This is a genomic window from Thalassospiraceae bacterium LMO-SO8, from assembly GCA_031655335.1.
Lineage (GTDB): Bacteria > Pseudomonadota > Alphaproteobacteria > Rhodospirillales > Casp-alpha2 > UBA1479.
Genome location: CP134226.1, coordinates 1,726,428 through 1,749,176, shown reverse-complemented (window position 1 = coordinate 1,749,176; position 22,749 = coordinate 1,726,428). Strand labels below are relative to the sequence as shown.

General features: G+C 67.9%; 23 protein-coding genes and 1 pseudogene. 12 read left to right on the top strand and 12 right to left on the bottom strand.

The genetic code is table 11. From position 1 onward, the window contains the following. Positions 1–55 precede the first annotated feature (55 nt). Positions 56–1,582 carry an outer membrane beta-barrel protein gene (locus RJ527_08420; protein WND77755.1) on the top strand — a complete coding sequence of 509 codons (1,527 nt, stop codon included), beginning with the start codon at positions 56–58 and terminating at the stop codon, positions 1,580–1,582. 117 nt (positions 1,583–1,699) lie between these two features. Beyond that, positions 1,700–2,908, top strand: a complete 1,209-nt coding sequence (locus RJ527_08415) for an argininosuccinate synthase (GenBank protein ID WND77754.1) — start codon at positions 1,700–1,702, stop codon at positions 2,906–2,908. Between the two features lie 97 nt (positions 2,909–3,005). Here RJ527_08415 and RJ527_08410 read toward each other — a convergent pair whose 3' ends face one another. Beyond that, positions 3,006–3,299 (bottom strand): antibiotic biosynthesis monooxygenase family protein, encoded by a 294-nt coding sequence (locus tag RJ527_08410; protein WND77753.1) that lies wholly within the window; start codon positions 3,297–3,299, stop codon positions 3,006–3,008. Positions 3,300–3,324: 25 nt separating this feature from the next. Next, on the bottom strand, positions 3,325–4,188 hold the full coding sequence (locus RJ527_08405; protein WND77752.1) for a TauD/TfdA family dioxygenase: 864 nt from the start codon (positions 4,186–4,188) through the stop codon (positions 3,325–3,327). 134 nt (positions 4,189–4,322) lie between these two features. Here RJ527_08405 and gcvA point away from each other — a divergent pair, with 134 nt between their 5' ends. Further along, entirely contained in the window at positions 4,323–5,222 is a 900-nt protein-coding gene (gene gcvA, locus RJ527_08400; protein ID WND77751.1) for a transcriptional regulator GcvA, read from the top strand. Here gcvA and RJ527_08395 read toward each other — a convergent pair whose 3' ends face one another. Then, entirely contained in the window at positions 5,223–6,644 is a 1,422-nt protein-coding gene (locus RJ527_08395) for a hypothetical protein (GenBank protein WND77750.1), read from the bottom strand. A 134-nt stretch (positions 6,645–6,778) separates the two neighbouring features. Then, positions 6,779–7,369, bottom strand: coding sequence for a uracil-DNA glycosylase family protein (locus RJ527_08390; protein WND77749.1), 591 nt, complete (start codon positions 7,367–7,369; stop codon positions 6,779–6,781). A 142-nt stretch (positions 7,370–7,511) separates the two neighbouring features. Between RJ527_08390 and RJ527_08385 the strand changes: the two genes are divergently transcribed. The 4 genes from RJ527_08385 to RJ527_08370 all read left to right on the top strand — a co-directional run bounded on the left by RJ527_08385 (position 7,512) and on the right by RJ527_08370 (position 10,429). Further along, the gene (locus RJ527_08385; GenBank protein WND77748.1) at positions 7,512–8,210 is read left to right on the top strand and encodes an RNA polymerase sigma factor; all 699 of its coding nucleotides are present in this window, start codon (positions 7,512–7,514) and stop codon (positions 8,208–8,210) included. Positions 8,211–8,310: 100 nt separating this feature from the next. Further along, complete coding sequence (locus RJ527_08380) at positions 8,311–8,913, top strand: ferritin-like domain-containing protein (GenBank protein WND77747.1); 603 nt, start codon at positions 8,311–8,313, stop codon at positions 8,911–8,913. Beyond that, positions 8,913–9,377 (top strand): c-type cytochrome, encoded by a 465-nt coding sequence (locus RJ527_08375; protein ID WND77746.1) that lies wholly within the window; start codon positions 8,913–8,915, stop codon positions 9,375–9,377. The genes RJ527_08380 and RJ527_08375 overlap by 1 nt, the downstream gene beginning before the upstream one ends. Before the next feature lie 200 nt (positions 9,378–9,577). Continuing rightward, entirely contained in the window at positions 9,578–10,429 is an 852-nt protein-coding gene (locus RJ527_08370; GenBank protein WND77745.1) for a glucosaminidase domain-containing protein, read from the top strand. Positions 10,430–10,433: 4 nt separating this feature from the next. Here the strand turns inward: RJ527_08370 and cobB are convergent, their stop codons facing one another. Further along, positions 10,434–11,183 (bottom strand): NAD-dependent protein deacylase, encoded by a 750-nt coding sequence (gene cobB / locus RJ527_08365; GenBank protein ID WND77744.1) that lies wholly within the window; start codon positions 11,181–11,183, stop codon positions 10,434–10,436. A gap of 136 nt (positions 11,184–11,319) precedes the next feature. Between cobB and RJ527_08360 the strand changes: the two genes are divergently transcribed. Continuing rightward, complete coding sequence (locus RJ527_08360) at positions 11,320–11,739, top strand: low molecular weight protein-tyrosine-phosphatase (GenBank protein WND77743.1); 420 nt, start codon at positions 11,320–11,322, stop codon at positions 11,737–11,739. A gap of 91 nt (positions 11,740–11,830) precedes the next feature. Then, positions 11,831–12,484: an HAD family hydrolase gene (locus RJ527_08355; GenBank protein ID WND77742.1), complete on the top strand. Its 654-nt coding sequence runs from the start codon at positions 11,831–11,833 to the stop codon at positions 12,482–12,484. On the opposite strand, the gene thpR is transcribed toward RJ527_08355, so the two are convergent. From thpR to RJ527_08340, 3 genes are all read right to left on the bottom strand, one after another. Continuing rightward, entirely contained in the window at positions 12,481–13,080 is a 600-nt protein-coding gene (thpR, locus tag RJ527_08350) for an RNA 2',3'-cyclic phosphodiesterase (protein WND77741.1), read from the bottom strand. The genes RJ527_08355 and thpR overlap by 4 nt on opposite strands. A gap of 246 nt (positions 13,081–13,326) precedes the next feature. Further along, a complete protein-coding gene (locus RJ527_08345) occupies positions 13,327–14,442 on the bottom strand; it encodes an FIST N-terminal domain-containing protein (protein WND77740.1) in 1,116 nt (371 codons plus the stop codon). Further along, positions 14,439–15,137, bottom strand: coding sequence for an arylesterase (locus tag RJ527_08340; protein ID WND77739.1), 699 nt, complete (start codon positions 15,135–15,137; stop codon positions 14,439–14,441). The genes RJ527_08345 and RJ527_08340 overlap by 4 nt, the downstream gene beginning before the upstream one ends. Between RJ527_08340 and RJ527_08335 the strand changes: the two genes are divergently transcribed. Further along, entirely contained in the window at positions 15,136–15,867 is a 732-nt protein-coding gene (locus tag RJ527_08335) for an ATP-binding cassette domain-containing protein (protein WND77738.1), read from the top strand. The two genes, RJ527_08340 and RJ527_08335, sit on opposite strands and share 2 nt — an antisense overlap. Before the next feature lie 719 nt (positions 15,868–16,586). Here the strand turns inward: RJ527_08335 and RJ527_08330 are convergent. Beyond that, positions 16,587–16,658 (bottom strand): annotated as a pseudogene (locus tag RJ527_08330) (DNA-binding protein). 11 nt (positions 16,659–16,669) lie between these two features. Between RJ527_08330 and RJ527_08325 the strand changes: the two are divergent. Next, a complete protein-coding gene (locus tag RJ527_08325) occupies positions 16,670–18,409 on the top strand; it encodes an FtsX-like permease family protein (GenBank protein WND78039.1) in 1,740 nt (579 codons plus the stop codon). 181 nt (positions 18,410–18,590) lie between these two features. Next, positions 18,591–19,319 carry a Bax inhibitor-1/YccA family protein gene (locus RJ527_08320; protein WND78038.1) on the top strand — a complete coding sequence of 243 codons (729 nt, stop codon included), beginning with the start codon at positions 18,591–18,593 and terminating at the stop codon, positions 19,317–19,319. Between the two features lie 89 nt (positions 19,320–19,408). Here the strand turns inward: RJ527_08320 and RJ527_08315 are convergent, their stop codons facing one another. The 3 genes from RJ527_08315 to RJ527_08305 form a co-directional block, all read right to left on the bottom strand. Continuing rightward, positions 19,409–20,386 carry a D-glycerate dehydrogenase gene (locus RJ527_08315; GenBank protein WND77737.1) on the bottom strand — a complete coding sequence of 326 codons (978 nt, stop codon included), beginning with the start codon at positions 20,384–20,386 and terminating at the stop codon, positions 19,409–19,411. Between the two features lie 40 nt (positions 20,387–20,426). Further along, a complete protein-coding gene (locus RJ527_08310) occupies positions 20,427–21,167 on the bottom strand; it encodes an SDR family oxidoreductase (protein ID WND77736.1) in 741 nt (246 codons plus the stop codon). 204 nt (positions 21,168–21,371) lie between these two features. Continuing rightward, positions 21,372–22,031, bottom strand: a complete 660-nt coding sequence (locus RJ527_08305; GenBank protein WND77735.1) for a J domain-containing protein — start codon at positions 22,029–22,031, stop codon at positions 21,372–21,374. Positions 22,032–22,749 lie beyond the last annotated feature (718 nt).

The window sequence follows — 22,749 nt, the reverse complement described above, 5'->3', positions numbered from 1 at the left end:
AACTGGTTTCTCCTTAAAATTAGGCTGTTATCGGAGATCACCGAGCTGGGGGTTCATGACCGTGTTGCGCCTGATCCGCAACCTTTTCGCCGCGGGCCTTGTTTGGGGCCTTGTCGCGCTGCCCGCCCATGCGGCGGAGCCGGCGCCGGGCCTTGAGGTCCGCACGGGCCTGCACAAGGGTTTCACCCGTCTGGTGCTGGAAACCCGCACCCCCGTTCCCTACAAGTTCGCCTTTCCCGGCACGGACGAGATCGTCGTCATGGTGACGGGTGCCACCCTGTCCGATGCCGCCGGCACGCCCCAGGCCCAGGCCCAGGGCATCATCCGCGCCATCGAGATCAACCGCGATCCCCGCGGCAGCCGCCTGATCATCAAGACGCGGCGCCCCGCCAACATCCGCCGCCAGTTCACCCTGCTGCCCAAGGACGGCCAGGGGGCCCGCATCGTCATCGATCTTGCCGCCGCGCCGTCTCCGGCATCCGCCCCGGCGCGCCCGCGGATTCTGCTGCCGGCGCCGCACACCACCATCACTGTGACGCCCACGTCCACCGGCCCGGAACCCCATGCCGAGGCCCTGCCGGCCAGGCGCAAGACGCCGCGCCCGACGCAACCTTTCGAGGTTGCCGCCGCCGGCGGCGGCGAAATGCTGTTCGACGGCGGCCCGGCCGAGGCCCTGGCGCGGCCGGTCGAGTTGTCCCGGCAACCATTGGATCGGCAAGAACCGGCCCCGCAGGAACTCGCCCAAGCCGGCGGCCTGTCCGTCAACGATTGGCTTGTACGCGAAGGCGGCAACCCGAACGTGCGGCCCATACCGCCCGCCCCCGCACCGGCCAGCGCCGTCAACCCGCCCGCACCCCCGGCCTATCCGGCGACGCCGGTTTATCGGGCGCCGGTCCCTGCCGCCTACTCGACGCCATCCGCCGCCCAAACCAACCCGTCCCATCCGGGATACCGCACGCCGACGCCGCGGCCCGCACCCACATGGGCGCCGCCGCGGGGCCAGGCCGCCGCGCCCCCGGGCGGGGACAGCGACCCCGCCGCCCGCTATGCCAGCCAAAAGCAATTCACACCCGCCGAAGACCAAACGATCGGCCGCCCGCAGCGGTTCTACGCCGGCGTCGGCCTGGGCCTGGGCGTGTTCGATTACGAGAGCGACAACGCAAACACGACCCTTAACGAGAAACCCTTCGCCTGGAAGGTCTTCGGCGGCTACCGGCCCAACGACGTCCTGGCCTTCGAGGCGTCGATCGGCAAAGTCGGCGCATTCGACGAACACTTCGCCAACGGGACGACGGAGGAAAGCCAGTTCCATGCCTTCACGACAAGCGCCCTGTTGAGCCTGCCCCTGAACACGCCCTTAAAACCGTTTGTCCGCGCGGGCGTCAGCCTGTGGTGGGAGGATGCGGACAGTGCGGCGACGGCCAACCCCCAGGAGGAAACGGGCGCGGGCGCCGTGCTCGGCCTGGGGGCGGACTATCGGTTTTCCGACCGCCTGACCCTGCGCGGTGAATGGGAGCTCTATATCCTGTCCGACACCGCCTATTCCAACGTGTTCGCCGCCAGCGTGCTGTATCATTTCTGATCCCGCGGTCTCGGGATTTTTGCGGGCCGGCGTATTGCGGCGGCAGGCGAAATCCCTATACTGCGCCGTCTTTCCGCCGGGCCGCTTTTGCGCCCGCGCCGCATCAGGGAACCCGCCATGACCAAAGACGTGAAAAAAGTCGTGCTCGCCTATTCGGGCGGCCTGGATACCTCGGTCATCCTGCGCTGGCTACAGGACGCCTACGGCGCCGAGGTCGTGACCTTCACCGCCGACCTGGGCCAGGGCGGCGAATTGGAGCCCGCGCGCAAGAAGGCCGAGATGCTGGGCATCAAGCAGATCTTCGTCGAGGACCTGCGCGAGGAGTTCGTGCGCGACTACGTGTTCCCCATGTTCCGGGGGGCGGCGCTGTACGAAGGCACCTACCTGCTGGGCACCTCCATCGCGCGGCCGCTGATCGCCAAGCGCCAGATCGAGATCGCCGCCGAAACCGGCGCCGACGCCGTGTCCCACGGCGCCACCGGCAAGGGCAACGACCAGGTGCGGTTCGAACTGGGCTATTACGCCCTCAACCCCTCGATCCGCGTGATCGCCCCCTGGCGCGAATGGGACCTGACCTCGCGCACCCGGTTGATCGAATACGCCGAGAAGCACCAGATCCCGATCCCCAAGGACAAGCGCGGCGAAGCTCCCTATTCCCAGGACGCCAACCTTCTGCACATCTCGTCCGAAGGCAAGGTGCTGGAAGACCCCTGGATCGAGGCCGACGACAGCATCTACACCCGCGTCGTCGCCCCCTGGGACGCGCCCGACAAGGTCACGGAAATCACCATCGATTTCGAGCGCGGCGACGCCGTCGCCGTGAACGGCGAGAAGATGTCGCCCGCCACCCTGCTGACCAAGCTGAACGAGCTGGGCGGGGCCAACGGCATCGGCATCCTGGACATCGTCGAAAACCGCTTCGTCGGCATGAAGTCGCGCGGCGTCTACGAGACCCCCGGCGGCACCGTGCTGTTCGCCGCGCGCCGCGCCATGGAGAGCATCACCCTCGACCGCGGCGCCATGCACCAGCGCGACGAGCTGATGCCGCGCTATGCGGAACTGATCTACAACGGGTTCTGGTTCGCGCCGGAACGCCAGATGCTGCAAGCCGCCATCGACAAGGCGGCGGAGCGCGTGACGGGCACGGTGCGGCTCAAGCTGTACAAGGGCAACGTCATGGTCACCGGCCGCAAGTCGCCCAACAGCCTCTATGACGAGGCCCTGGTCACCTTCGAGGAAGACCAGGTCTACGACCAGCGCGACGCCCAGGGCTTCATCAAGCTGAACGCCCTGCGCCTGATGACGCTGAAGCGCAACGGCGGATAACGCCCACGCTCCGGCCCGCCACGGACGCCGCATACGCATAAAAAGACACCCCGGCCAAGAATGGCCGGGGTGTTTCGTTTTGCCTTGGCAGGTGGTCTTACGTCACCTTGCACCAAACCACGCGTTTCGACGTGATCATGTCGTCGTAGCTGCCGCGCGTCGACGCCAGCAGCGCCGAGTTCATATGCGCGTCGACGGCCGCCTTGTCCGTGTAAAGCTCGTAGAGAAACACGCTGTCGCTGGTCTCCACCGGGTCGAGCACGTCGAACTGCTCGCAGCCCGGCTCCGAGTCCAGCGTCATCTTGGCGTGGGACCGCATCAGCGCGAGGAAGTCGGCCCGCCGTTCGGGGCGGACGCCGAATTCCACCATCAGGGCGATCTTGCCGCTCATCCGTGTCGTCTCCTGCTGCTGAGGTTCAGGCGGGCACGCCGCCCAGGGTCGAAATGCGGTGCAGGGTGCGGACCTTGTCGGGCGGCAGGTTCTTGGTCGTCGCCCGGTGCATGACGCAGCGGTTGTCCCACAGCACGATGGTGCCGGGGTCCCGCCACTTGAACTGAAAATGAAATTCCGGCTGTGTCATGTGGTCGAACAGTTCGTCCAGCAGGTCGGCGCTTTCGACGGCGTCCATGCCGACGATGCCCTTGACCCCCGCCGAGGCGCCGGGGAACACGAACAGGCCCTTGCGCCCGGTTTCCGGATGGGTGCGCACGATGGGGCGGACGACCGGCGGGGTCTTTGCCATTTCTTCCTCGGTCAGGAAGTTCCAGCGCGATTCCGGATCGCCCCGGTTGGTGCACCAGCGGTACTGCGACACGTACTGCCGCCCGTCGATGCGGGCCTTGGTCTTGTCCGGCAGGGCGTCGTAGATCGCTTCCATGTCGCCGAAGAAGGTATCGCCGCCTTCGTCGGGAATTTCGATGGAATAGAGGATCGTCGCGTCCGCCGCGCGCTCCATGTAGGAGCGGTCGGAATGCCAGAACGACCCGGCGTCCTTGACCCCCACGGGCTTGCCCAAACGGGTCGAATTGGACAGCACCATGACCTTGGGAAAGTCGGGGTGCAGGAAATTCTTCACCGGATGTTCCACGGTCTCGCCGAACAGGGTACCGAAGGCGTCGAACTGGGCGACGGACAGGTCCTGTCCTTCAATGACCAGCACCTTGTGGTCGAGATAGGCCTGATGCAGATCGGCGGCCTGGGCGTTGGTGAGATTTCCGGCGTCGATCCCGGAGATGCGGGCGGCGAAACTGCCGCCGAGCCGTTCAACGGTCATGTCCATGGCGGATGCGTCCCTAGTTTTTCTACATCGTTTTCCGGCCCGTTTGCATTCCGGGCTCTTGGCGCTATTGTACGCCGCCGCCAAAAAGCGGCAACCGATCAAATCTATCGAAGTATTTGAGGAAATCTCCGCCCATGGCGCACCCCATTCCGCCGCTCAACGCGCTGCGCGCCTTCGAGGTCACGGCCCGGCTGGGCACCCTGGCGCGGGCGGCGGATGAGCTGTGCGTGACGCCCTCGGCGGTCGGCCATCAGGTCAAGAATCTGGAGGACTGGCTGGGCATCCGCCTGTTCCAGGTCGAAGGCGGGGCGCGGCGCCTGACCTTCGAGGGCGAACGCCTGGCCCAGCAATTGGGCGACGCCTTCGGGCAGATCAACCTCGCCTGCCGGGCGCTGTCGCGCAACCAGGCCTCGACGGAACTGCACATCCATGTCACCCCGACCTTCGCGATCCGCTGGCTGGTGCCGCGCCTGGGCCGGTTTCAGGCCCTGCATCCGGACATTTCCGTGCATATCGCGACCAGTGCCCGGCCCATCGATTTCGACCGCGACGACGTCTACGCGGCGATCCAGTTCGGCGCCGGCGCCTGGCCCGGCATGACGGCGGACCTTCTGTTCAAGGAAGACGTGTTTCCCGTCTGCCATCCGCGCCTGCTGGCAGGCGACCGGCCTTTGGTGGACCCCCGTGATCTTCGCGACCACACGCTGCTGCACACCTACCATCGGCGGGGCGACTGGGCGCGCTGGCTGACGGCGGCGGGGGTTCCCGCCACGGCCGTCGATCCCGATCAGGGCCAGACGTTCGATCTGACGACCATGGCCTTGGACGCCGCCGAGGCCGGCATGGGCATCGCCATCACCCGCGAGGCCCAGGTGCGCGACGCGCTGGAGGCCGGGCGGCTCGCGGCCCCGTTCCGGCGCGACCTTCTGCGCGGCGAGGGATGTTATTTCGTGAGCCGTCAGGCGCGCCGCGACGACGCGCCGGTCAAGGCATTCCGCGACTGGCTGCTGTCCGAAGCCGCCGTCGGCCGCTAGCTAACCCTTCCGCGTGCCCAGCCAGTAGGCATAGAGCGCCGCCGGCACCAGATTGAGGTCGAGCCCGCCGCGCCGCGCCGGGCCGCCCCGCCCCCTGGTCAACAGCGTCATCCGCGCGTCCGGATTGGTGCGCACGGCGAAATTGACCATGGTGTCGGGCCCGTTGTCCGACGCCGCCACCGCCCCCGACCAGTCGAACTGGAACAATTGTTCCGGCCTTCCGTCCGGTTCGTCGAGCAGGACCAGGTCGACCATGCCGCCCTTCCAGCTGGCGTAGGCCAGGCGGTCGGCCAGGCCCGTGGCAAAACATTGGGCCGCGACCGCCGTCTCCACCAGCCGCCCATAGTCGGGATCGTCGGGGGCGACGGGGCCGAACAGGGCCGTGTAGAGGGTCGGCGAGGTCAGATAGACCTTGAACAGCACCTGGCGCTGGAACGGCCGGCCGTCGCGGTTGAGGCGCGGCACGCGGCGGATCAGAAACGCCCCTTCCAGAAAATCGAGATACTTGCGCAGCGTGTTCTTGGCCACGCCCGTGGCCTTGGCCAAATCCTCGATGGCGGCCTCGCCGCCCGTGTTGCGGGCCAGGACGGCGAACAGGCGGCCCAGCTCGCGCGGCTCGATCACCCCGGCGAAGGCGGCGAGGTCGCGGTGCAGGACGTCGTGCAGCAGGGCGTCGCGGACCAGGGCCGGGGGAGATTCGTCCTCGCGCTTGGCGGCGATGCCGGACGGAAACCCGCCGAACGCGACATAGCGCGCGAATTCCGCGTTGAGGGCCGCGATCCCCGCCGCGTCGAGCGGCAGGGACGATCCGGCCTCGGGCAGCACGCCGCCCGCGTCCGTGCGCCGGAAACCCATGAATTCGGCGAAGCTGAGCGGCGGCAGAATGCGGACCTCGACGGCGCCGGCCCCGCCGTCGTTTGCGATCTCGGCCCGCCCCGGGGTCAGACGGGGGGTGCCCGACGACAGGCCGGCAATCAGCCGCGCGTTCGGCAGGCGCGATTGCAAGGCCGCCAACTGACCGATCCCATCGGCGACGTAATCCAGATCGTCCAGGAACAGGAACACCTTTTCGTCACGGCCGTAGGCGAAGCGGTCAAGCACCCGGTCGGCGAGCGCCGCCAGATCCTCGCCGGAAAACACGGGCGCGCCCAAGGACAGATAGGCGATGCGCATGGGCGACACGCCGGCGCGGACCACGGCGGCCAGGGTCTGGCGCAGAACAATGGTCTTGCCGGCCCCCGGCGGGCCGGCGGCGATCAGCGGCACGTCGAGCGCGGCATCAAGGGCGCGAACCGCGAAATCGCGGGCGAAGCCGCGCTGCGGCGGGTGGCGGAAGCGCACCCGCGTGCCGGAGCGAAAGGCCCACCAGGGATTATCGAATTCCAGGCGGCGCAGAATGTCCGATGCGGCGATGTGTTCCAAGGGATCCCCGTCCCGTTCCCCGGCGCATCCACAAAACAAGCTCAAGTGGATGCGCTTATCGGCCAAGCATCGCGCCCCCGGCGCCCGACGTCAAGGCTCCACCCGGGAAGGGGCCGGGATGCGGAAATCGGGGATCAGGCCAGGGCCTTGGCCACAACGCGGCGGAGGTCGGGCAGCAGGTCCGATTCGAACCAGGGGTTCTTGGCCATCCAATGGGTGGTCCGCCAACTGGGATGGGGGGTCGGCAGATAGTCCGGCAGGAAATCGCGCCAGCGCGCGACCGTTTCCGTCATGGTCGCGGGCGCGCGCGCGCCGAGATGGTATTTCTGGGCGTAGGTGCCGATCAACAGGGTGAGACGAACCTCGGGCAGCAAGGCGCGCAGAGCCCCGTGCCATTGCGGCGCGCATTCCGGGCGCGGCGGGTTGTCGCCGCCCTTGGGTGCCCGGCCCGGATAACAGAAGCCCATGGGCATGATGGCGATGCGGGTTTCGTCATAGAAAACGTCGCCGCCGACCGCCAGCCAGTCGCGCAGCCGTTCGCCGGACTTGTCGTCCCACGGCACGCCCGAGGCATGGACCTTGGTGCCCGGCGCCTGGCCGATGATCAGCACCCGGGCCGACGGCGCCATGCGCACCACCGGCCGGGGGCCTAGCGGCAGCTGGTCCGCGCAGGTGGTACAGGCGCGGGCGCGCTTCAGCACCGTTTCCAGATTTTCCGATCCCATGCCGGGCCTCCCGCACCGTTGCGGCGGATAAATGTCATTGCGATCCGGGCCGTCACGCATGATCTGGAAAAAGGCGGGAACCTTTTCGCGCGCGGCCGCGTCCAATGACCAGACACAGTTAACCGCCTGAGGACGAAATTCAATGCACAGCGCCAGGAAGCCCGTTCACAAAGACGTCACGGTGACGGAGGCCGTCATCGGCCGGGCCCGCGCCGGCGACCACGCGGCGTTCGAAGCGATCATGCGCGCCCACAACCGGCTGCTCTACCGCTTCGTCCGCAACCTTGTCCCCAGCGACGCGGACGCCGAGGACGTCATCCAGGAAACCTACATCAAGGCGTTCCGGGCGATCGACCGATTCGACGGGCGGGCCCGGCTGTCGACATGGCTGGTCAAGATCGCCCTTCATGAAGTCCACAACCGCGGCAGGAAAACCCGCATGACCGAACCATTGGATACGATGGAAAACGTGATTTCCATGGCCGCCCACCTGCGCCCGTCGGGCGGGTTGGTGGCCCCGGCCACCACGCCGGAACAGAACGCGGCGCGGGATCAGATCCGCCGCTATCTCGAAGTCGCCATCGCCCAGTTGCCCGAGGACTTCCGGGCGGTCTTCGTTCTGCGCGGGATCGAGGAGTTTTCCGTCGATGAAACGGCGGACATGCTGGGCATTCCGCCATCGACGGTCCGCACCCGGTTCCACCGGGCCCGGGCGCGGCTGCGCGACCTGCTCGACCGGGATGCCGGCAGCGCCCTGCAAGACGTCCATCCTTTCGCCGGCGCGCGCTGCGACCGCATCGTCAACGGGGTTCTCGACCGCCTGACGTCCTCGCCCGACTGACCCAACAAAAACTTTCCCGATTCCCAGGCACCCCCTCGGGCGTCGACGCCACCCCCTTGCCCAGGTTCCACCCCCCCAAACCAACCAAAAGGAGATTCCCATGACCGATACCCAACCCGACTTTCAGGCCCCGGACCTTGCGACCGAAGACAACGGCCTGATCCTGCCCCGCCGCGGCTTCCTGCGCGGCGCCGGCACCCTGACCCTGTCGGCCGCCGCCGTCGCCATGCTTGCCGGATGCGAAAGCGCCGCCGCCGGCAGCAGCGCCAGCGCCGCCGATATCTCGATCCTGAACACCGCCCTCGGCGCCGAGCTGGAGGCCATCGCCGCCTATCAGGTCGGGGCCGAAAGCGGCTTGCTGCAAAAGCCGGTTCTGGACCTCGCCGTGCAGTTCCAGGGCCATCACAAGGAACATGCCGATGTCCTGGCCAAGACCGTACGGTCGCTCGGCGGAAATCCTGTCGACGCGAAAAAGGCCTATGACTTCCCCGTCGACCGGCTGAAGTCCCAGAACGACGTGTTGGGCTTCGCCGCCGGTTTGGAAAAGGGGGCGGTCAGCGCCTATCTGGGCGCCGTGCCCTTGTTCCAGAACCGCGATCTGGCCAAGGCGGCGGCGAGTATTCTCGGCGACGAGGCCATGCATTGGGCGGTGCTGCGCAACGCCCTGGGCCAGAATCCCGTTCCCGTGGCCTTCGTGTCGTAATGGGCGCGCGCCGCACCCCCTTCGGCGCAGCCGTCGGCGGTCCCCGAAAGGGGGCCGCCGACCACGTCCGCGCCGCCCTTCGCCGGGCCTGGGCCGGGCTGCTGGCGGCGGCCGCCATCGCCGCCGCGTCCCCGGCACAGGCCGCCGTTGCCCCGGACCCCGTCCGCGGTAAACAGATTTACGACCGCTGCCTGGCCTGCCACGCCGTCGCCCATGACCGCGTCGGCCCGCGCCATTGCGGGCTCAAGGGCCGGCGGGCCGGGAGCCTGCCCGGGTTCGACTATTCCGGCGCCATGCGGGCCGCGGGGTTCATCTGGAACAATCAGACCCTCGATCGGTTCCTGGCCGACCCGTTGGGGGTCGTGCCCGGCACGACCATGACCTATGACGGCGTCAAGGACGACTGGGAGCGCCGCGACCTCGTCGCCTATCTGCTGTCCCTGAAGCCCTGCAACGGCCGGTAAGGCGAGAATCGGCGACAGGCCGTCGTTTTCTGTTACAAGTTGCCATGGAATGGCCGTAATGCGGCCCTGATGTCGCACCCATTGCCCGGCATTTAGGGTCGCATGCCCGAAAGGCGGCTAGGCGCGATAAGGCCTTGCAACCCCCGAGGGCCGACCACATCTTGGCCACACGGCCGCACCGGCAACGAAAAGTGATGAACATGACCGCATGCCTACCGCGCCTGACCCCGGCGCGTTGGACCGCCACGGCGGGCCTTGCCGCCGTCCTTCTGGCCGCCGCCGGGATCACCTTCGAGATGACCGACCGCGACCTGCGCAAGACGGCCATGAGCCAGGCCCGCGCCGTCGCCGCCCTGGCCCGTGATCCGCTGCATGCCGTGTCCCTGGACAAGGTGCGCCGGACGGGCGTGGTCCCGCCCGTGTTCGCGGCCCGCATCGCGACCGATCTGGAAGCGCTCGACCTCGACGCCAAGAAGCAGGCCTTCCTCAAGATCGCCCTGCCCCTGGTGGCGCGCGAGAACGCCCGCATCCGCGAAGAGCGCCGCCACGCCGCCGGGCCGGCCGGCGACGTCCCCGACGCCCTCTGGGAAAAGTACAACGTGAAGCCCGGCGACGTGACGACCCTGCGCCGGCGCGTCGACGTCATCCCCGCCTCCATGGTGTTGGCCCAGGCGGCACTGGAAAGCGGCTGGGGCACATCGCGCTTCGCGCGCGACGCCAACAACCTGTTCGGCATCCGCACCTACAACCCGGATACCCCGGGGCTGGAGCCGGAAAAGGCCAACGGCTTCAAGGTCGTGAAATACGACGACCTGGGGGCGGGCGTGGCCCATTACATGCTGAACCTGAACACCCATCCGGCCTATCTGGACTTCCGCCGCGCGCGCCGCCACATGCGGGACCAGGGCCGCGATCCCGACGCGCGCCATCTGGCGACGCGCCTGACCCAGTATTCGGAAATTCCCAAGACCTACGGCAGCCTGATCCATCAGATCATCGAGGCGGAAAAGCTTGAGGATTTCGACGGCGTGCGCCTGGTCAACGAAGGCTAGCCCGCTACACGGCGGCGGCAAGCCCCCGCATCAGCAAGTCATCGACGAAGGCCGGCACGGTTTCCGACGCCGGGCCGTAGCGGGCGTGTTCGAACAGGCTCGCCCCCTCGCTGGGCTCCAGGTTCAGTTCCATCGTCCGCGCGCGGCCCAGCAAACGCACATGCTGCACGAAGCCCGCCGCCGGATAGACGTTGCCCGAAGTGCCGATGGACAGGAACAGGGCGCAGGTCGCCAAGGCGGCGTCGATTTCATCCAGGCCAAGCGGCATTTCCCCGAACCACACCACGTTGGGACGCAGGGTGCCCAGGGACGCGCAGGCCGGACAGGCGAGGTCCAAGGTGATGTCGTCCCGCCAGGGATGCACGCCGGCGCACGCCGTGCAGCGCGCCTTCAGCAATTCGCCGTGCATGTGGATCAGGTTTTTCGAACCGGCCCGTTCATGCAGGTCGTCGATGTTCTGGGTCACCACCGTGACTTGGCCGGGCCAGTCGGCTTCCAGCCGGGCCAGGGCGAGATGCGCCGGGTTGGGGCGCACGTCGTCGGCAACCGCCCCTTGGCGCCGGGCGTTGTAGAATCCAAGCACCCGTTCCGGGTCGCGGGCATAGGCTTCGGGCGTAGCCACGTCCTCGATCCGGTGGCGCGCCCAGATGCCGTCCGCATCACGGAAGGTCGCGAGCCCCGATTCCTTGGAAATGCCCGCCCCCGTCAGAACGACGATGGACGGCCCGTGTTTCGCCACTGCGTCTCCGGCCATGGTTGTTGCGCCTCTCCGCCGCGCGTAAACTACGCCCCTGGTATCACCGCCGCACTATAAGAGAGAGGGCCGCACCCTGGTCAACGTTCTGTTCGTCTGCCTTGGCAACATCTGCCGCTCGCCCACGGCCGAGGGCGTGTTCCGCGACCTTGTCCGCCGGGAGGGCCTGGACGCCGTCATCAAAACCGATTCCGCAGGCACCAGCGACTGGCATATCGGCGAACCGCCGGACCCCCGGGCCCAGGAAGCCGCCAAGCACCGGGGCGTCGATCTGTCGGACCTGCGCTGCCGCCAGGCCCGGGCCCAGGATTTCGAGGATTTCGACTACGTCCTCGCCATGGACCGGCGCAACCACGCCGCCCTGTCCCTGCTGGCGTCCAAGGGACGGGGGGACCGTCTGCACATGTTCCTCGCCTTCGCGCCGCACCTGGGCCTGACGGAAGTCCCCGATCCCTACTACGGCCCCGGCGACGGGTTCGAAAAGGTGCTGGACATGATCGAGGCCGCGTCCCGGGGGTTGCTCGAGCACATCCGCGAAACCGACCTGGCGCGCTGATCCGAACCGCGCGGGCGCGGTGCGTCCTTTACAAACAACACCCGCTGCCCGTACACCTGCGCCGCCCCTCCTCTCATTCGGCGAGTGACCCATGCTTCTGATATTCGACTGCGACGGCGTCCTGGTGGACAGCGAGATGATCGCGTCGCGCGTGCTGGCCGGCCAGCTGTCGGCCCTGGGCTATGCCATCACCGCCAAGCAGTGCCGCGAACGCTTCACCGGCAAATGGATGACCGATGTCGTCAACCTGGTGCGCGGCGAGGGCGTCGAAGTGCCCGACGATTTCATCGAAACCCTGAAGGTCAAGGACCGGGAAGCCTTCCAGCGCGAATTGAAACCCATGCCCGGTGTTCTGGAGATGGTGCGGGAGTTGACCCACGACCGCTGCGTCGCCTCGTCGGGCCCGATCGTGAAGATCGAGACGACCCTGGGGGTCACCGGCCTGCTGCCGTTCTTCAAGCCGCACCTGTTTTCCGCCGGCATGGTCAAGCAGGGCAAACCGGCGCCGGACCTGTTCCTTCATGCCGCCAACGCCATGGGCCGGGCGCCGGAAGATTGCCTGGTGATCGAGGATTCCACCGCCGGGGTGACGGGGGCGCGGCGCGCGGGCATGCGGGTCCTCGGCTTCACCGGGGCCTCCCACGCCCGGGAGGTCGCGCATTACGGCGAGACCCTGATGGCGGCCGGGGCCGAGACCGTGTTCGACGACATGACGCGCCTGCCGGACCTGATCAAGGGCGCCTAGACCTCGCTGTCGGCGTAGTCGGCGGCCAGATCCTCGAAATCGCCGTAGTCGGCGTAATCGAAGGTGCCGAGCGGATAGCGGCAGACCGGCGTGTAATGCGCCCCCTCGCCGCCCAGCGTGCTTTCGAACAAGACGAAGCGGTCCACCGTGAAGGGCCGGGTCGTGAACCCGGCATGGTCTTCGAGAAACCGCTGCGCGGCGACCTCCGGCGTGCCCTTGAGCCGGGCCAGGGTGACGTGCGGCTTGAACTTGCGCTGTTCCACGGCGAAGCCGGCGCGGATCGCGGCACGCTCCACCTTGTCGTGCAGATGGACAAGCGCGCCCGAGGATTCGAGCCCGGCCCAGATCGCCCGCAGCCGCCCGCGCGAGGCGAAGCTGCCGACCCCGTGAAAGGCCAGATCGAAGGCCGGCACGTCGATGTCGGCCAAGGCGTCGTCCAGGTCGGCCGCCTGATGGCGGTCGGCCTCGCCGATGAAGCGCAGCGTGATGTGGAAGTTTTCCGGGGGAACCCAGCGCGCCCCGTTGATGCCGGCGCGCAGCAGGCCAAGGGTGAGACGAAGGTCTTCGGGCAGGTCCAATCCGACGAAAAGGCGCATGACGCGGCCTCCTTGGCTGTTGGCTTCCCGGAACAGACGGCGCCGTTCCCTTGCCTTCGCTTCTATGGCGTCGGTTTGGGGATGTCCAGACGTATGCACCAAGGTGTGGGGCAACCCGCCCGGACGACGCCGCTTTCCAGGCCTCGAGGATCAAAAGCAAATGCGGCGCCATCATGGCGCGGTCGGGCGGCGGCAGGAAAAACCGGGGGCGAAATGGTCCCGATTCGCAGGATCGGCGGAAGAGCCCTAGAGGAACAGCGCCAGCACGCCCGTATAGCCGTACAGCCGGGCGTTGGAAATTTCGCCGTTGCCGTAGAACCCGACCAGGGGGATGTCGCCCAGGCGTTCGACGATCAGGGCCATTTCCTTGCCGGGTGCGCCGAACATGCCGGGGCCGCGCGCGACGCAGGAAAAATACAACCCGCCCCGGGGCGGGGACGGCAGGCGCGCCTTCAGGCCGTTGACCATGTCGGCCAGATCCTGTTCGGCGGAAATCGGGTCGCGGCGCACGAACATGACGCGGTCGCCGGCCTCGACCGCGCCGCCGACGGCGACCCAGCCGCGGTCCACGTCGATGCCGAGCAGCGAGCGCACCAGATAATCCCGGGTGTCGGAGCCCGGCACGGGGAAGGCGGCGTGGATGTATCCGGCGACCCGTTCCAGATTGCGGGCCAGAAGCTCGCCGATGTCGGCCTTCATGACGTCGAGCGCGCGCCTGCCGTCGATGGACATGATGATGTTGTCCTCGGCCTCGGTCACCTGGCGCGGTTCGCCCACGGGCGTGCAGCCCTGGCTGAGCCCCGTCGCGACCTGGACCTGCGGCCCGAACAGGACGCCCGAAACACCGCCCTTGGCGACCGCGCCCGCGATCTGCGGGCCGCTGCCGCGCGACGCCGTCAGCCCGCCGACCAGGAACGACGACAGGCCGCTCGCGGTTTCCTCCAAAAGCTCGGGCAGGTGGTGGTTGTACGGGTCACCGTGGACCACGGCGAAGGGCGCCGCCCCGCCGTCGATCCAGCCGCGCAGGCCCGCCGGCATATCGCCGAGCCCGCCGCGCAGCACGGGAAACACGCGGAACGAATCCGCCGGAAAGGCGCCCAGCAGCACCGCCGCCGCCGGCTCGTCATGATATTCCTGAGCCCCCGCGCAGACCCCCATGCCGACGGTGCCGACCCAGTCCTCGATGCCCGAGGTCTGGCGCAGGAAGGTAAGGATCGACGTCAGCTCGTCGGCAAGGGCGTCGGTGACGTAGAGAAAGCCCAGGTTGGCGCCCTCGGGAGGGGGGTCGAGCTGACGGGCGCAGTCGCGCGCGATCTCGGCCCAGTCGCCGCCGCCCGCATGGGCGTGCTTGAAGCCGGTCATGACGCCCCCTTGGCCTTGCCCCGCGCCTGCGTCAGCAGATCCAAAACATAGGGCAGGATGCGCGCGACGATCGCCCGCACCCCTTCGGGATTGGGATGGATGCCGTCGTCCTGGTTGAGATCGGGCTTGGCCGCGACCCCGGCCAGGAAGAAGGGATAGAACAAGACGCCGTGTTTTTTCGCCAAGCGCGGAAAGATCGCGTTGAAGTCGTCGGCATAGTCGCGGCCCAGGTTGGGCGGGGCCAGCATGCCGGTCAGCAGCACGGGCAGGCCGGCCCGGCGGATGTCGGCGATGATGGCGTCCAGGTTGTCGAAGGTCGCCTTGGGATCGAGGCCGCGCAGGCCGTCATTGGCGCCCAGTTCGACAATCACCGCGTCGGGCTTGTCGCCCAGGGCCCAGCCGATGCGGGCCCGCCCGCCGGCCGTGGTGTCGCCGGACACGCCCGCGTTCAGGACCACGACATCGCGCCCGGTATCCTTCAACGCCGCCTGCAATTGCGCGGTGAACCCGTCTTCCGCCGTCAGGCCGTAGCCCGCGGTCAGGCTGTCGCCCAGGACGAGCAGACGCAGCGGCGGGGCCGCGTTCGCGGCCGGAACGCCCCACAGCAACACCAACAGAATGGCAGCCGCCGCGTTGACATTCACGGCCTTGCGCACATATCCCATGATAGACAAACGGCGGCGGAACGATTGCATGGATGCTCATCCGAATGGAAAGACCGGCCCGGCGGCGCCCGCGGTACGGACGCGCGACCTGCGCCTTACCCTGGAGAGCGAAGCCGGTGAGGTCAATATCCTAAAAGGCATCGACCTGACCGTCGGGGCCGGCGAGACCCTGGGCATCGTGGGTCCCTCCGGATCGGGCAAGACGTCGCTGCTGATGGTTCTGGGCGGCCTGGAACAGGCGACGGGCGGCGAGGTCGTCGTCGCCGGCCATGACCTGACGGCCCTGGACGAGGACGGCCTGGCCCGGTTCCGCCGCGACACCCTGGGCATCGTGTTTCAGGATTTCCATCTGATCCCGACCATGACGGCGCTGGAAAACGTCGCCGTGGCGTTGGAATTCGCCGGGCGGGACGACGCCTTCGACCGCGCGGCGGAAGAACTTTCCGCCGTCGGCCTGGGCCACCGCACAAGCCATTATCCCGGCCAGCTGTCGGGCGGCGAACAGCAGCGCGTGGCGCTCGCCCGCGCCTTCGCCGGATCGCCCAAGCTTTTGCTGGCGGACGAACCCACGGGCAACCTGGACGAACACACCAGCGATCAGATCATCGACCTGCTGTTCGGCATGCACGACCGCCTCGGCACCACGTTGCTGCTGGTCACCCACCAAAAATCACTGGCCGAACGCTGCGGGCGCATGCTGACCATCCGCGACGGTCTGGTCGCGGGCGACCAGACCGCCCTGCGCCTGGCCGGAGACTGATCCCATGGGCATCGCCCTTGCCTGGCGTCTGGCGTGGCGCGACCTTAAGGGTGGGCCCGGCGGGGTGTTGCGCGGGCTCGGCATCTTTCTGGCCTGTCTGGTGTTGGGCGTGACGGCGATCGCCGCCGTGAACTCCCTGTCGCGCTCCTTCGTCGCCGGGCTGGACCGGGACGGCACCAAGCTTTTGGGTGGCGACGTCGATCTGCGCCTGACCCACCGCGCCGCCGACGCGGCGCAGCTTGCCTATCTCGACGCCCATGCCCGGGCGCGCGCCGACACGGTGGAAATGCGCACCATGGCGCGGCCGCTCGACCCCCAGGCGCGGCGTTCCCTGGCCGAATTGAAGGCCGTGGACGCTGCCTATCCGCTGACCGGCACATTGGTCACGGAACCGGCCCTGCCGCTTGGTACCCTTCTCGAAAACCGGGACGGCTCCTGGGGTGCCGCCGTCGACGGTAACCTGCTGACCCGCCTGGGCGCCAAGGTCGGCGACCGGGTGCGCGTCGGCGAGGCGGCGTTCGAGATCCGCGCCGTCATCAAGAAGGAGCCCGACCGCGTCGCCAGCGTGTTTTCCTTCGGCCCCCGGTTCATGGTGTCCCTGGACGCCCTGCCGGCCACGGGACTGGTGCAGCCCGGCAGCCAGATTCGCTATCACCACCGGGTGATGCTGCCCCCGGGCACGTCCGTCCCCGCCTTCATCGAGGATTTGAACAAACAATTCCCCGACGCCGGCTGGCGCATCCGCGCGGCGGACGAGGCCGCCCCCGGCGTGCGCCGCTTCGTCGAACGCCTGACCCTGTTCATGGGCTTCGTCGGGCTGACGGTCCTTTTGGTCGGCGGCATCGGCATCACCAACGCGGTCGCCGGATACCTGGACCAGCGGGCGACGACCATCGCGACCCTGAAATGCCTGGGTGCGCCCGGGCGGCTGATCTTCACGATCTACCTGATTCAGGTGCTGATCCTGGCGGCGGGGGGCGTGGCGCTGGGCCTTGTTCTGGGGGCGGCCTTGCCCTGGCTCGGCATCGCGGCGTTCGGCGGGCTGCTGCCCGTGGCGCCCGAGCCCGGCATCTATCCCGCCGCCCTGGCCACGGCGGCGGCCTTCGGCATGCTGTCCGCCGTGACCTTCGCGCTGTGGCCGCTGGCCCGCGCGCGCGACGTCCGGGCCGGCGACCTGTTCCGCGACCGCGTCGCCCCCGCCGCCCGCCGCCCCCGGTTCGGCTATCTGGTCTTGATGGCCGGGGGCGTGGCCGCGCTCGCGGCGCTGACCGTCGCCACGGCGGCGGACCACTGGTTCGCCTATTGGTTCGTCGGCGGCGCCATTCTGTTCCTGGCCGTGCTGCGCGCCGCCGCCTGGGCCGTCGGATGTGCCGCGCGGGCCTGCAAACGCCCGCCGGGGGCGCGGCTGCGCCTGGTCGTCGCCAATCTGGGGCGGCCCGACAGCATGGTGCCCAGCGTGGTCACGTCGTTGGGCCTGGGCCTGGCCGTGCTGGTCGCCGTCGCCCTGATCGACGCCAACATGACCCGCCAGGTTTCCGAACGCCTGCCGGAGGAAGCCCCCGCATTTTTCTTTCTGGATATTCAGCCCGACCAGGTCGCCGCATTCGACGCCGCCGTGATGGGCGTGGCGGGCACCGCCCATCTGCAACGTGTGCCCAGCTTGCGCGGGCGCATCACCCATATCGGCGGCACGCCCGTGGATCAGGCCGAGATCGCGCCCGACAGCCAATGGGCGATCCGCGGCGACCGCGCCCTGACCTATGCGGCGGCCCGGCCCGAGGCGAGCGAGATCACATCCGGCGAGTGGTGGCCCAAGGATTACGCCGGCCCGCCGCTGATTTCCCTGGACGCCAATCTGGCCAAGGGCTTCGGCGTCGGCCTGGGCGACACGTTGACCCTCAACATCCTGGGCCGGCCCGTGACGGCAAAGATCGCCAGCCTGCGCCAGATCGACTGGCGGTCGCTGCGCTTCGACTTCGCCATCATCTTCGCACCCGGCACCCTGGAAGGGGCGCCGCACAGCCATATCGCCGCGGTCGAGGCGCCGCCATCCGCCGAGGACGCCATCGAGCGCACGGTCGCCGACCGTTTCCTGAACGTCTCCGCCATCCGCGTGCGCGAAGCCCTGGAAGCGGCCGCGCGCATCATGGAAGGCGTCAGTTGGGCCGTGCGCGGCGTCGCCGCCATCACCATCGCGGCGGGGGCCCTGGTCCTGGCCGGCACCATCGCCGCCGGCCATCGGCGCCGGGTTTACGACGCCGTGGTGTTCAAGGTGCTGGGCGCCGGACGCGGCCGGGTGCTCGGCGGCTATCTCCTGGAATACGGCGCCCTCGGCCTGCTGACGGCGGCGATCGGCGCGGCCGTGGGCACGGCGGCCGCCTGGGGCATCGTCGTCCACCTGATGAAAAGCGACTGGGCCTTCGATCTGCCCGCCGCCGCCGTCACGGCGGCGTTCTGCCTCGCCGTGACGCTGGTGATGGGGCTGTTCGGGACCTGGCGGGCCATGGGCCAGAAGGCCATGCCCCACCTGCGCAACCAGTGACGGAAACATTGGCGCCGAAATCGTGCGTAAAACCAGTGTGACGCCCCGGTAACAGTTGAATTTCCGGTATTCGCTGCCATATTAGGAACAGGGAAATTCACAGGTTTCACCGGGCAGGGCCGCCAACCTCACAAGGACGGCCACCCGATTAGGGAAGTGTAAAAGGAGAATACCAATGGCTATGGGTCAGAACGATAGGTTCCGGCTGCAGACCGGGCGCATGGACCATGCGCAGGCCGCTGCCGCCGGGATCGACGTCGGCCTGCGCAGTTACATGCTGCGCGTCTACAACTACATGTGCATCGGCCTGGCGCTCACGGGGGCCGTGGCCTTCGCCGCCTCGACCTCGGGCGAGCTGATGAATGCGATTCACGGCACGGCGTTGCGCTGGGTCGTCATGCTGGCGCCGCTCGGCTTCGTGTTCTTCCTGTCGGCGCGCATCCACAGCATGAAGGCCGCGACGGCGCAGACCCTGTTCTGGGTTTACGCGGGCCTGATGGGTCTGTCGCTCAGCTACATCTTCCTCGCCTTCACCGGCGAAAGCATCGTCCGGGTGTTCTTCATCACCTCGGCCGCCTTCGCGGGCCTGTCGCTGTACGGCTATACGACCAAGAAGGACCTGTCCGGCATGGGCACCTTCCTGGTCATGGGCCTGATCGGCATCATCATCGCCTCGGTCGTGAACATCTTCCTGGCGTCCTCGGGCCTGCATTTCGTGATCTCGATCCTGGGCGTGCTGATCTTCGCCGGCCTGACCGCCTACGACACGCAGCGGATCAAGGCGATCTACGCCGAGGGCGACCATTCGGAAACGCATGAGAAGAAGGCCATCATGGGCGCTTTGACGCTCTACCTGGACTTCATCAACATGTTCATCTTCATGTTGCAGTTCTTCGGCAACCGCGAGTAGCCGAACCCGCGTTCCTCCCCTGGGGAAACGCAAAAACCGCCCGGCGGCGCCAGCCCCGGGCGGTTTTTTCATGCCTGCAATCGAACGGATCAGGCCAGACGGTCTGCCGGTTCCTCGCCCCGGAAGAAGGCGTCCAGGTTGTCGAGCGCGCGGAAGCCCATGGCGTTGCGGGTTTCCACCGTCGCACTGCCGATATGCGGCAGAATGAACGCGTTCCGGGTCGTGAAGTAGCGTTTGTCGACGTCCGGTTCGCCCGCGAACACGTCGAGCCCGGCGGCCGCGATGCGCCCGGATTCCAGGGCCGGGATCAGGGCGTCGTCGTCGACGATGTCGCCGCGCGCGGTGTTCACGATGATCGCGCCTTCCGGCATCAGGGCGATGCCGTCTTCGTTGATCAGCTTGCGCGTTTCCGGCGTCGATTCGCAATGGATCGACAGGAACTGCGAGACCTTCAACAGCGACTGCGGCGTGTCGTGGTAGACCGCCCCCTGTTCCAGGTCCGGCGAAAGCCGCGAGCGGTTGTGATAGTGGATCGTCATGCCCATGGCCCGCGCCCGGGCCGCCGCCGCGCGCCCGATGCGCCCCATGCCCAGGATGCCCAGCACCTTGCCCTGGGCCCCGGTGCCGAGGAACTGGGTCGGCCGCCAGCCGCCGATCTTCAGCCACTGGTCGCCCGCCAGCATCTCGAACGCCTCGCGCGCCCGGCGCGACGCCGCCAGCAGCAGCAGGATGGTGATGTCGGCGACGGCCTCGGTCAGCACGTCCGGCGTGTTGGAGACGACGAGGCCCCGCGCCTTGGCGGCGTCGAGGTCGATATGTTCGTAGCCCACGGAAAAGGTCGCCAGCATGCGCACGTTCGCCGGCAGGCCCTGGATGACATCGGCCGGGTATTTGGTGCGGGCCGAGGTCAGGATCGCATCGACCTCGCCCGCGCGGGCGATCACGTCCGCCCCCGACCAGTTGGCGTCCTCGGAATTGACGATGCAGTCATAATCGCGGGCGGCGCGGTCCATGACATCCTGGGGAAAGATGCGGGCGACCAGCAGGCGCGGCTTGTTGTTGGGCATGGGTGTCTCCTCCCCTTTATGAATTACCGGCGGCGGATCGCTAGATGCAGCGCCCGCCGTCGATCTCCAGGCACACGCCGGTCAGGAATTCGGCCTCGTCCGAGGCCAGGAACAGGGCCGCGTTGGCGACGTCCTGGGGCGTCGACATGCGGCCGAGCGGAATGGTGGTGTTGAACTGCTGGCGCAGTTCCGGGCTGTCGCCGCCCATGAAATCGGCGGTCAGGCCGGTCGCCCCCAGCACGGGGTTCAGCGCGCAGACGCGGATCTTGTCCGCCGCCAGTTCCGCCGCCATGGACTTGGTCAGGGTGATGACCGCGCCCTTGGAGCCGTTGTACCAGGTCAGGCCCGGGCGCGGGCGCACGCCCGCGGTCGAGGCCGTGTTGAGAATGACGCCGCCGCCCTGGGCCCGCATCTGCGGCACGGCATGGATGGCCGCCAGATAGATGCTCTTTACGTTGACGGCGTAGATGCGGTCGAACTCGGCCTCGCTGACGCTCAGCAGCGGGCCGCGCTTCTGGGCGATGCCCGCGTTGTTGACCAGGATGTCGAGACGACCGTGCCAGCCGACGGTGGCCGCGACCATGGCCTTGACCTGGGCGCTGTCGGAAACGTCGCATTGGAACGAGCGGGCCTGGATGTCCTTGGCCACCCGCTCGGCGGCGGCGCCGTCGATGTCGGCGACGACGACTTGCGCCCCTTCCTCGGCGAAGCGGTGCACGATGCCTTCGCCAAAGCCCGATCCGGCGCCGGTCACCAGCGCCACCTTATCCTTTAGTCGCATGATCTTGTCCTGAATGTCGTTGGTCCGCCGCTGCCGGACGGCAGGGCGGCGCGTCTCGTCCTTGGCCGGCATGAGGCCATAACGGCCGGACCGCCTCAAGAAAAAATGGCCCGCCCAGCGCGGATTCAGGCCGGAAGGACGGCGGTTTTCGTTCCGTAAGCGCATCGGTCGCGTCCCTGGCCCCCTCGGGGGCCGGACCCGCGGTCAGGCCGCGCCGCGCTTCAGAATATCCATGGCGCTGTTGAGTTGGCTCATGCGGCGATGGTCGCCGTGGGGGCTGTCCGGATGATGGATGGTCGCCAGCATGCGGAACCGCGCGCGCAACGTCTCGCCGTCGGGGATGCGGCCCGGCGGGAAGCCGAGGACGTAAAGCGCATCCTCGCGGGACCGCACGCCGTCGTTCAACGGGTCGAACGAAAGCACCGAAACGATGGTGCGCAGGCGGACCAGCTCCTCGGGGTCGACGACCTCCCGCCCGGTCGCTTCCGGCGGCTCTTGCGGGGCCTCCTCGGAACGCAGCAGCACCCGGGTTTCCCCGTGGTCCAGGGCCAGGGCGATGGCCAGGGCGCGGCGCATGAACTCGACCTCGAACCCGGGCGCCATGCGCACCTGGAGACGCGGCTTGCGCCGCCACGGACGGCCCTTGGCCGTGCCGGATTTGAGAATGACCGTTTCGCGGTCGTCCTGATCCGGCTCGCCCGGATCGGGGAAATCCCGGATCACGCCTTCCGGAACGACCAGCAGGACCGAGCGCGCCAGATCGCCCACGTTGACCCGCCGCCGGGTGGCCAGATCGGTCACCGCGTCACGGAACGCGGAGGCACATGGAATGGTATAGGAATGTTTTTTAATGTCCTGGGTCATTGCCTGGCCCCATGCCTGTTCGCTGCCGACGTCATCCCTCCGGTCCGCCGCCCCGGCCCGCGCCGGGATCCCCGCGGGCGCCGGAAGGCCGTGTCCGGACGGGCCGGTCCATACCCGTGATGCAATGAATTTACCCGCTCGCCGGCGCCATGCAACTGCTATCGTTGTTAAGCGGACGGCGGCCAGCCGAAACACCGGCGGCAGAGGCCTTGTGCATCAACGGGCTTACGCCCGAATCCGAGGTTATTGTTGAGGGAAATTGGTTAACGTTCTGATAATTCAGGACTTCATATCATACGGGCAGGCGGGCATTGACCCCGCCCCGGGAGCCCCGGCCGGGCCTTGGCGGGCCCGAACCCGGCCCCGTGACGGGCAAAATCGTTCCGCAACAGTGGCGGAATCGCGCCCTCGCAACTACTTGCGCAGTGGGGCCGCCCGATTCGCGCATCCATAACGGATATCATTAACCAAATAACTTCAAGGCATTAGGGGCGATCATTGAGACCGCCGTGCGGTCCGGCCCGTGCCGCGGCCGGCGATGGACCTCCGCCGTGAACGAATAGGGGGTGCTTGCAATCCTAAACGACGCACCCGCGTTCCGGCGACATTGCCCGACCTATGCAACGGGGGGGCTTAAGAGTGGCGGGCCGTTTTCACACCAAAGCGCCGCCGTTCCGCAGGCAAGACTTTTTTTCGACCTTCGGGCCGATTTTTAATT

Bases quoted from the DNA above. Each gene is read 5' to 3' on its own strand.
- RJ527_08340 (WND77739.1), bottom strand. From the start codon at position 15,137: ATGCAATCGTTCCGCCGCCGTTTGTCTATCATGGGATATGTGCGCAAG.
- RJ527_08310 (WND77736.1), bottom strand. From the start codon at position 21,167: ATGCGACTAAAGGATAAGGTGGCGCTGGTGACCGGCGCCGGATCGGGC.
- RJ527_08385 (WND77748.1), top strand. From the start codon at position 7,512: ATGCACAGCGCCAGGAAGCCCGTTCACAAAGACGTCACGGTGACGGAG.
- RJ527_08355 (WND77742.1), top strand. From the start codon at position 11,831: ATGCTTCTGATATTCGACTGCGACGGCGTCCTGGTGGACAGCGAGATG.
- thpR (WND77741.1), bottom strand. From the start codon at position 13,080: ATGCGCCTTTTCGTCGGATTGGACCTGCCCGAAGACCTTCGTCTCACC.
- gcvA (WND77751.1), top strand. From the start codon at position 4,323: ATGGCGCACCCCATTCCGCCGCTCAACGCGCTGCGCGCCTTCGAGGTC.
- RJ527_08315 (WND77737.1), bottom strand. From the start codon at position 20,386: ATGCCCAACAACAAGCCGCGCCTGCTGGTCGCCCGCATCTTTCCCCAG.
- RJ527_08305 (WND77735.1), bottom strand. From the start codon at position 22,031: ATGACCCAGGACATTAAAAAACATTCCTATACCATTCCATGTGCCTCC.
- cobB (WND77744.1), bottom strand. From the start codon at position 11,183: ATGGCCGGAGACGCAGTGGCGAAACACGGGCCGTCCATCGTCGTTCTG.
- RJ527_08335 (WND77738.1), top strand. From the start codon at position 15,136: ATGGATGCTCATCCGAATGGAAAGACCGGCCCGGCGGCGCCCGCGGTA.
- RJ527_08375 (WND77746.1), top strand. From the start codon at position 8,913: ATGGGCGCGCGCCGCACCCCCTTCGGCGCAGCCGTCGGCGGTCCCCGA.
- RJ527_08345 (WND77740.1), bottom strand. From the start codon at position 14,442: ATGACCGGCTTCAAGCACGCCCATGCGGGCGGCGGCGACTGGGCCGAG.
- RJ527_08415 (WND77754.1), top strand. From the start codon at position 1,700: ATGACCAAAGACGTGAAAAAAGTCGTGCTCGCCTATTCGGGCGGCCTG.
- RJ527_08320 (WND78038.1), top strand. From the start codon at position 18,591: ATGGGTCAGAACGATAGGTTCCGGCTGCAGACCGGGCGCATGGACCAT.
- RJ527_08370 (WND77745.1), top strand. From the start codon at position 9,578: ATGACCGCATGCCTACCGCGCCTGACCCCGGCGCGTTGGACCGCCACG.
- RJ527_08410 (WND77753.1), bottom strand. From the start codon at position 3,299: ATGAGCGGCAAGATCGCCCTGATGGTGGAATTCGGCGTCCGCCCCGAA.
- RJ527_08380 (WND77747.1), top strand. From the start codon at position 8,311: ATGACCGATACCCAACCCGACTTTCAGGCCCCGGACCTTGCGACCGAA.
- RJ527_08420 (WND77755.1), top strand. From the start codon at position 56: ATGACCGTGTTGCGCCTGATCCGCAACCTTTTCGCCGCGGGCCTTGTT.
- RJ527_08390 (WND77749.1), bottom strand. From the start codon at position 7,369: ATGGGATCGGAAAATCTGGAAACGGTGCTGAAGCGCGCCCGCGCCTGT.
- RJ527_08405 (WND77752.1), bottom strand. From the start codon at position 4,188: ATGGACATGACCGTTGAACGGCTCGGCGGCAGTTTCGCCGCCCGCATC.
- RJ527_08325 (WND78039.1), top strand. From the start codon at position 16,670: ATGGGCTTCGTCGGGCTGACGGTCCTTTTGGTCGGCGGCATCGGCATC.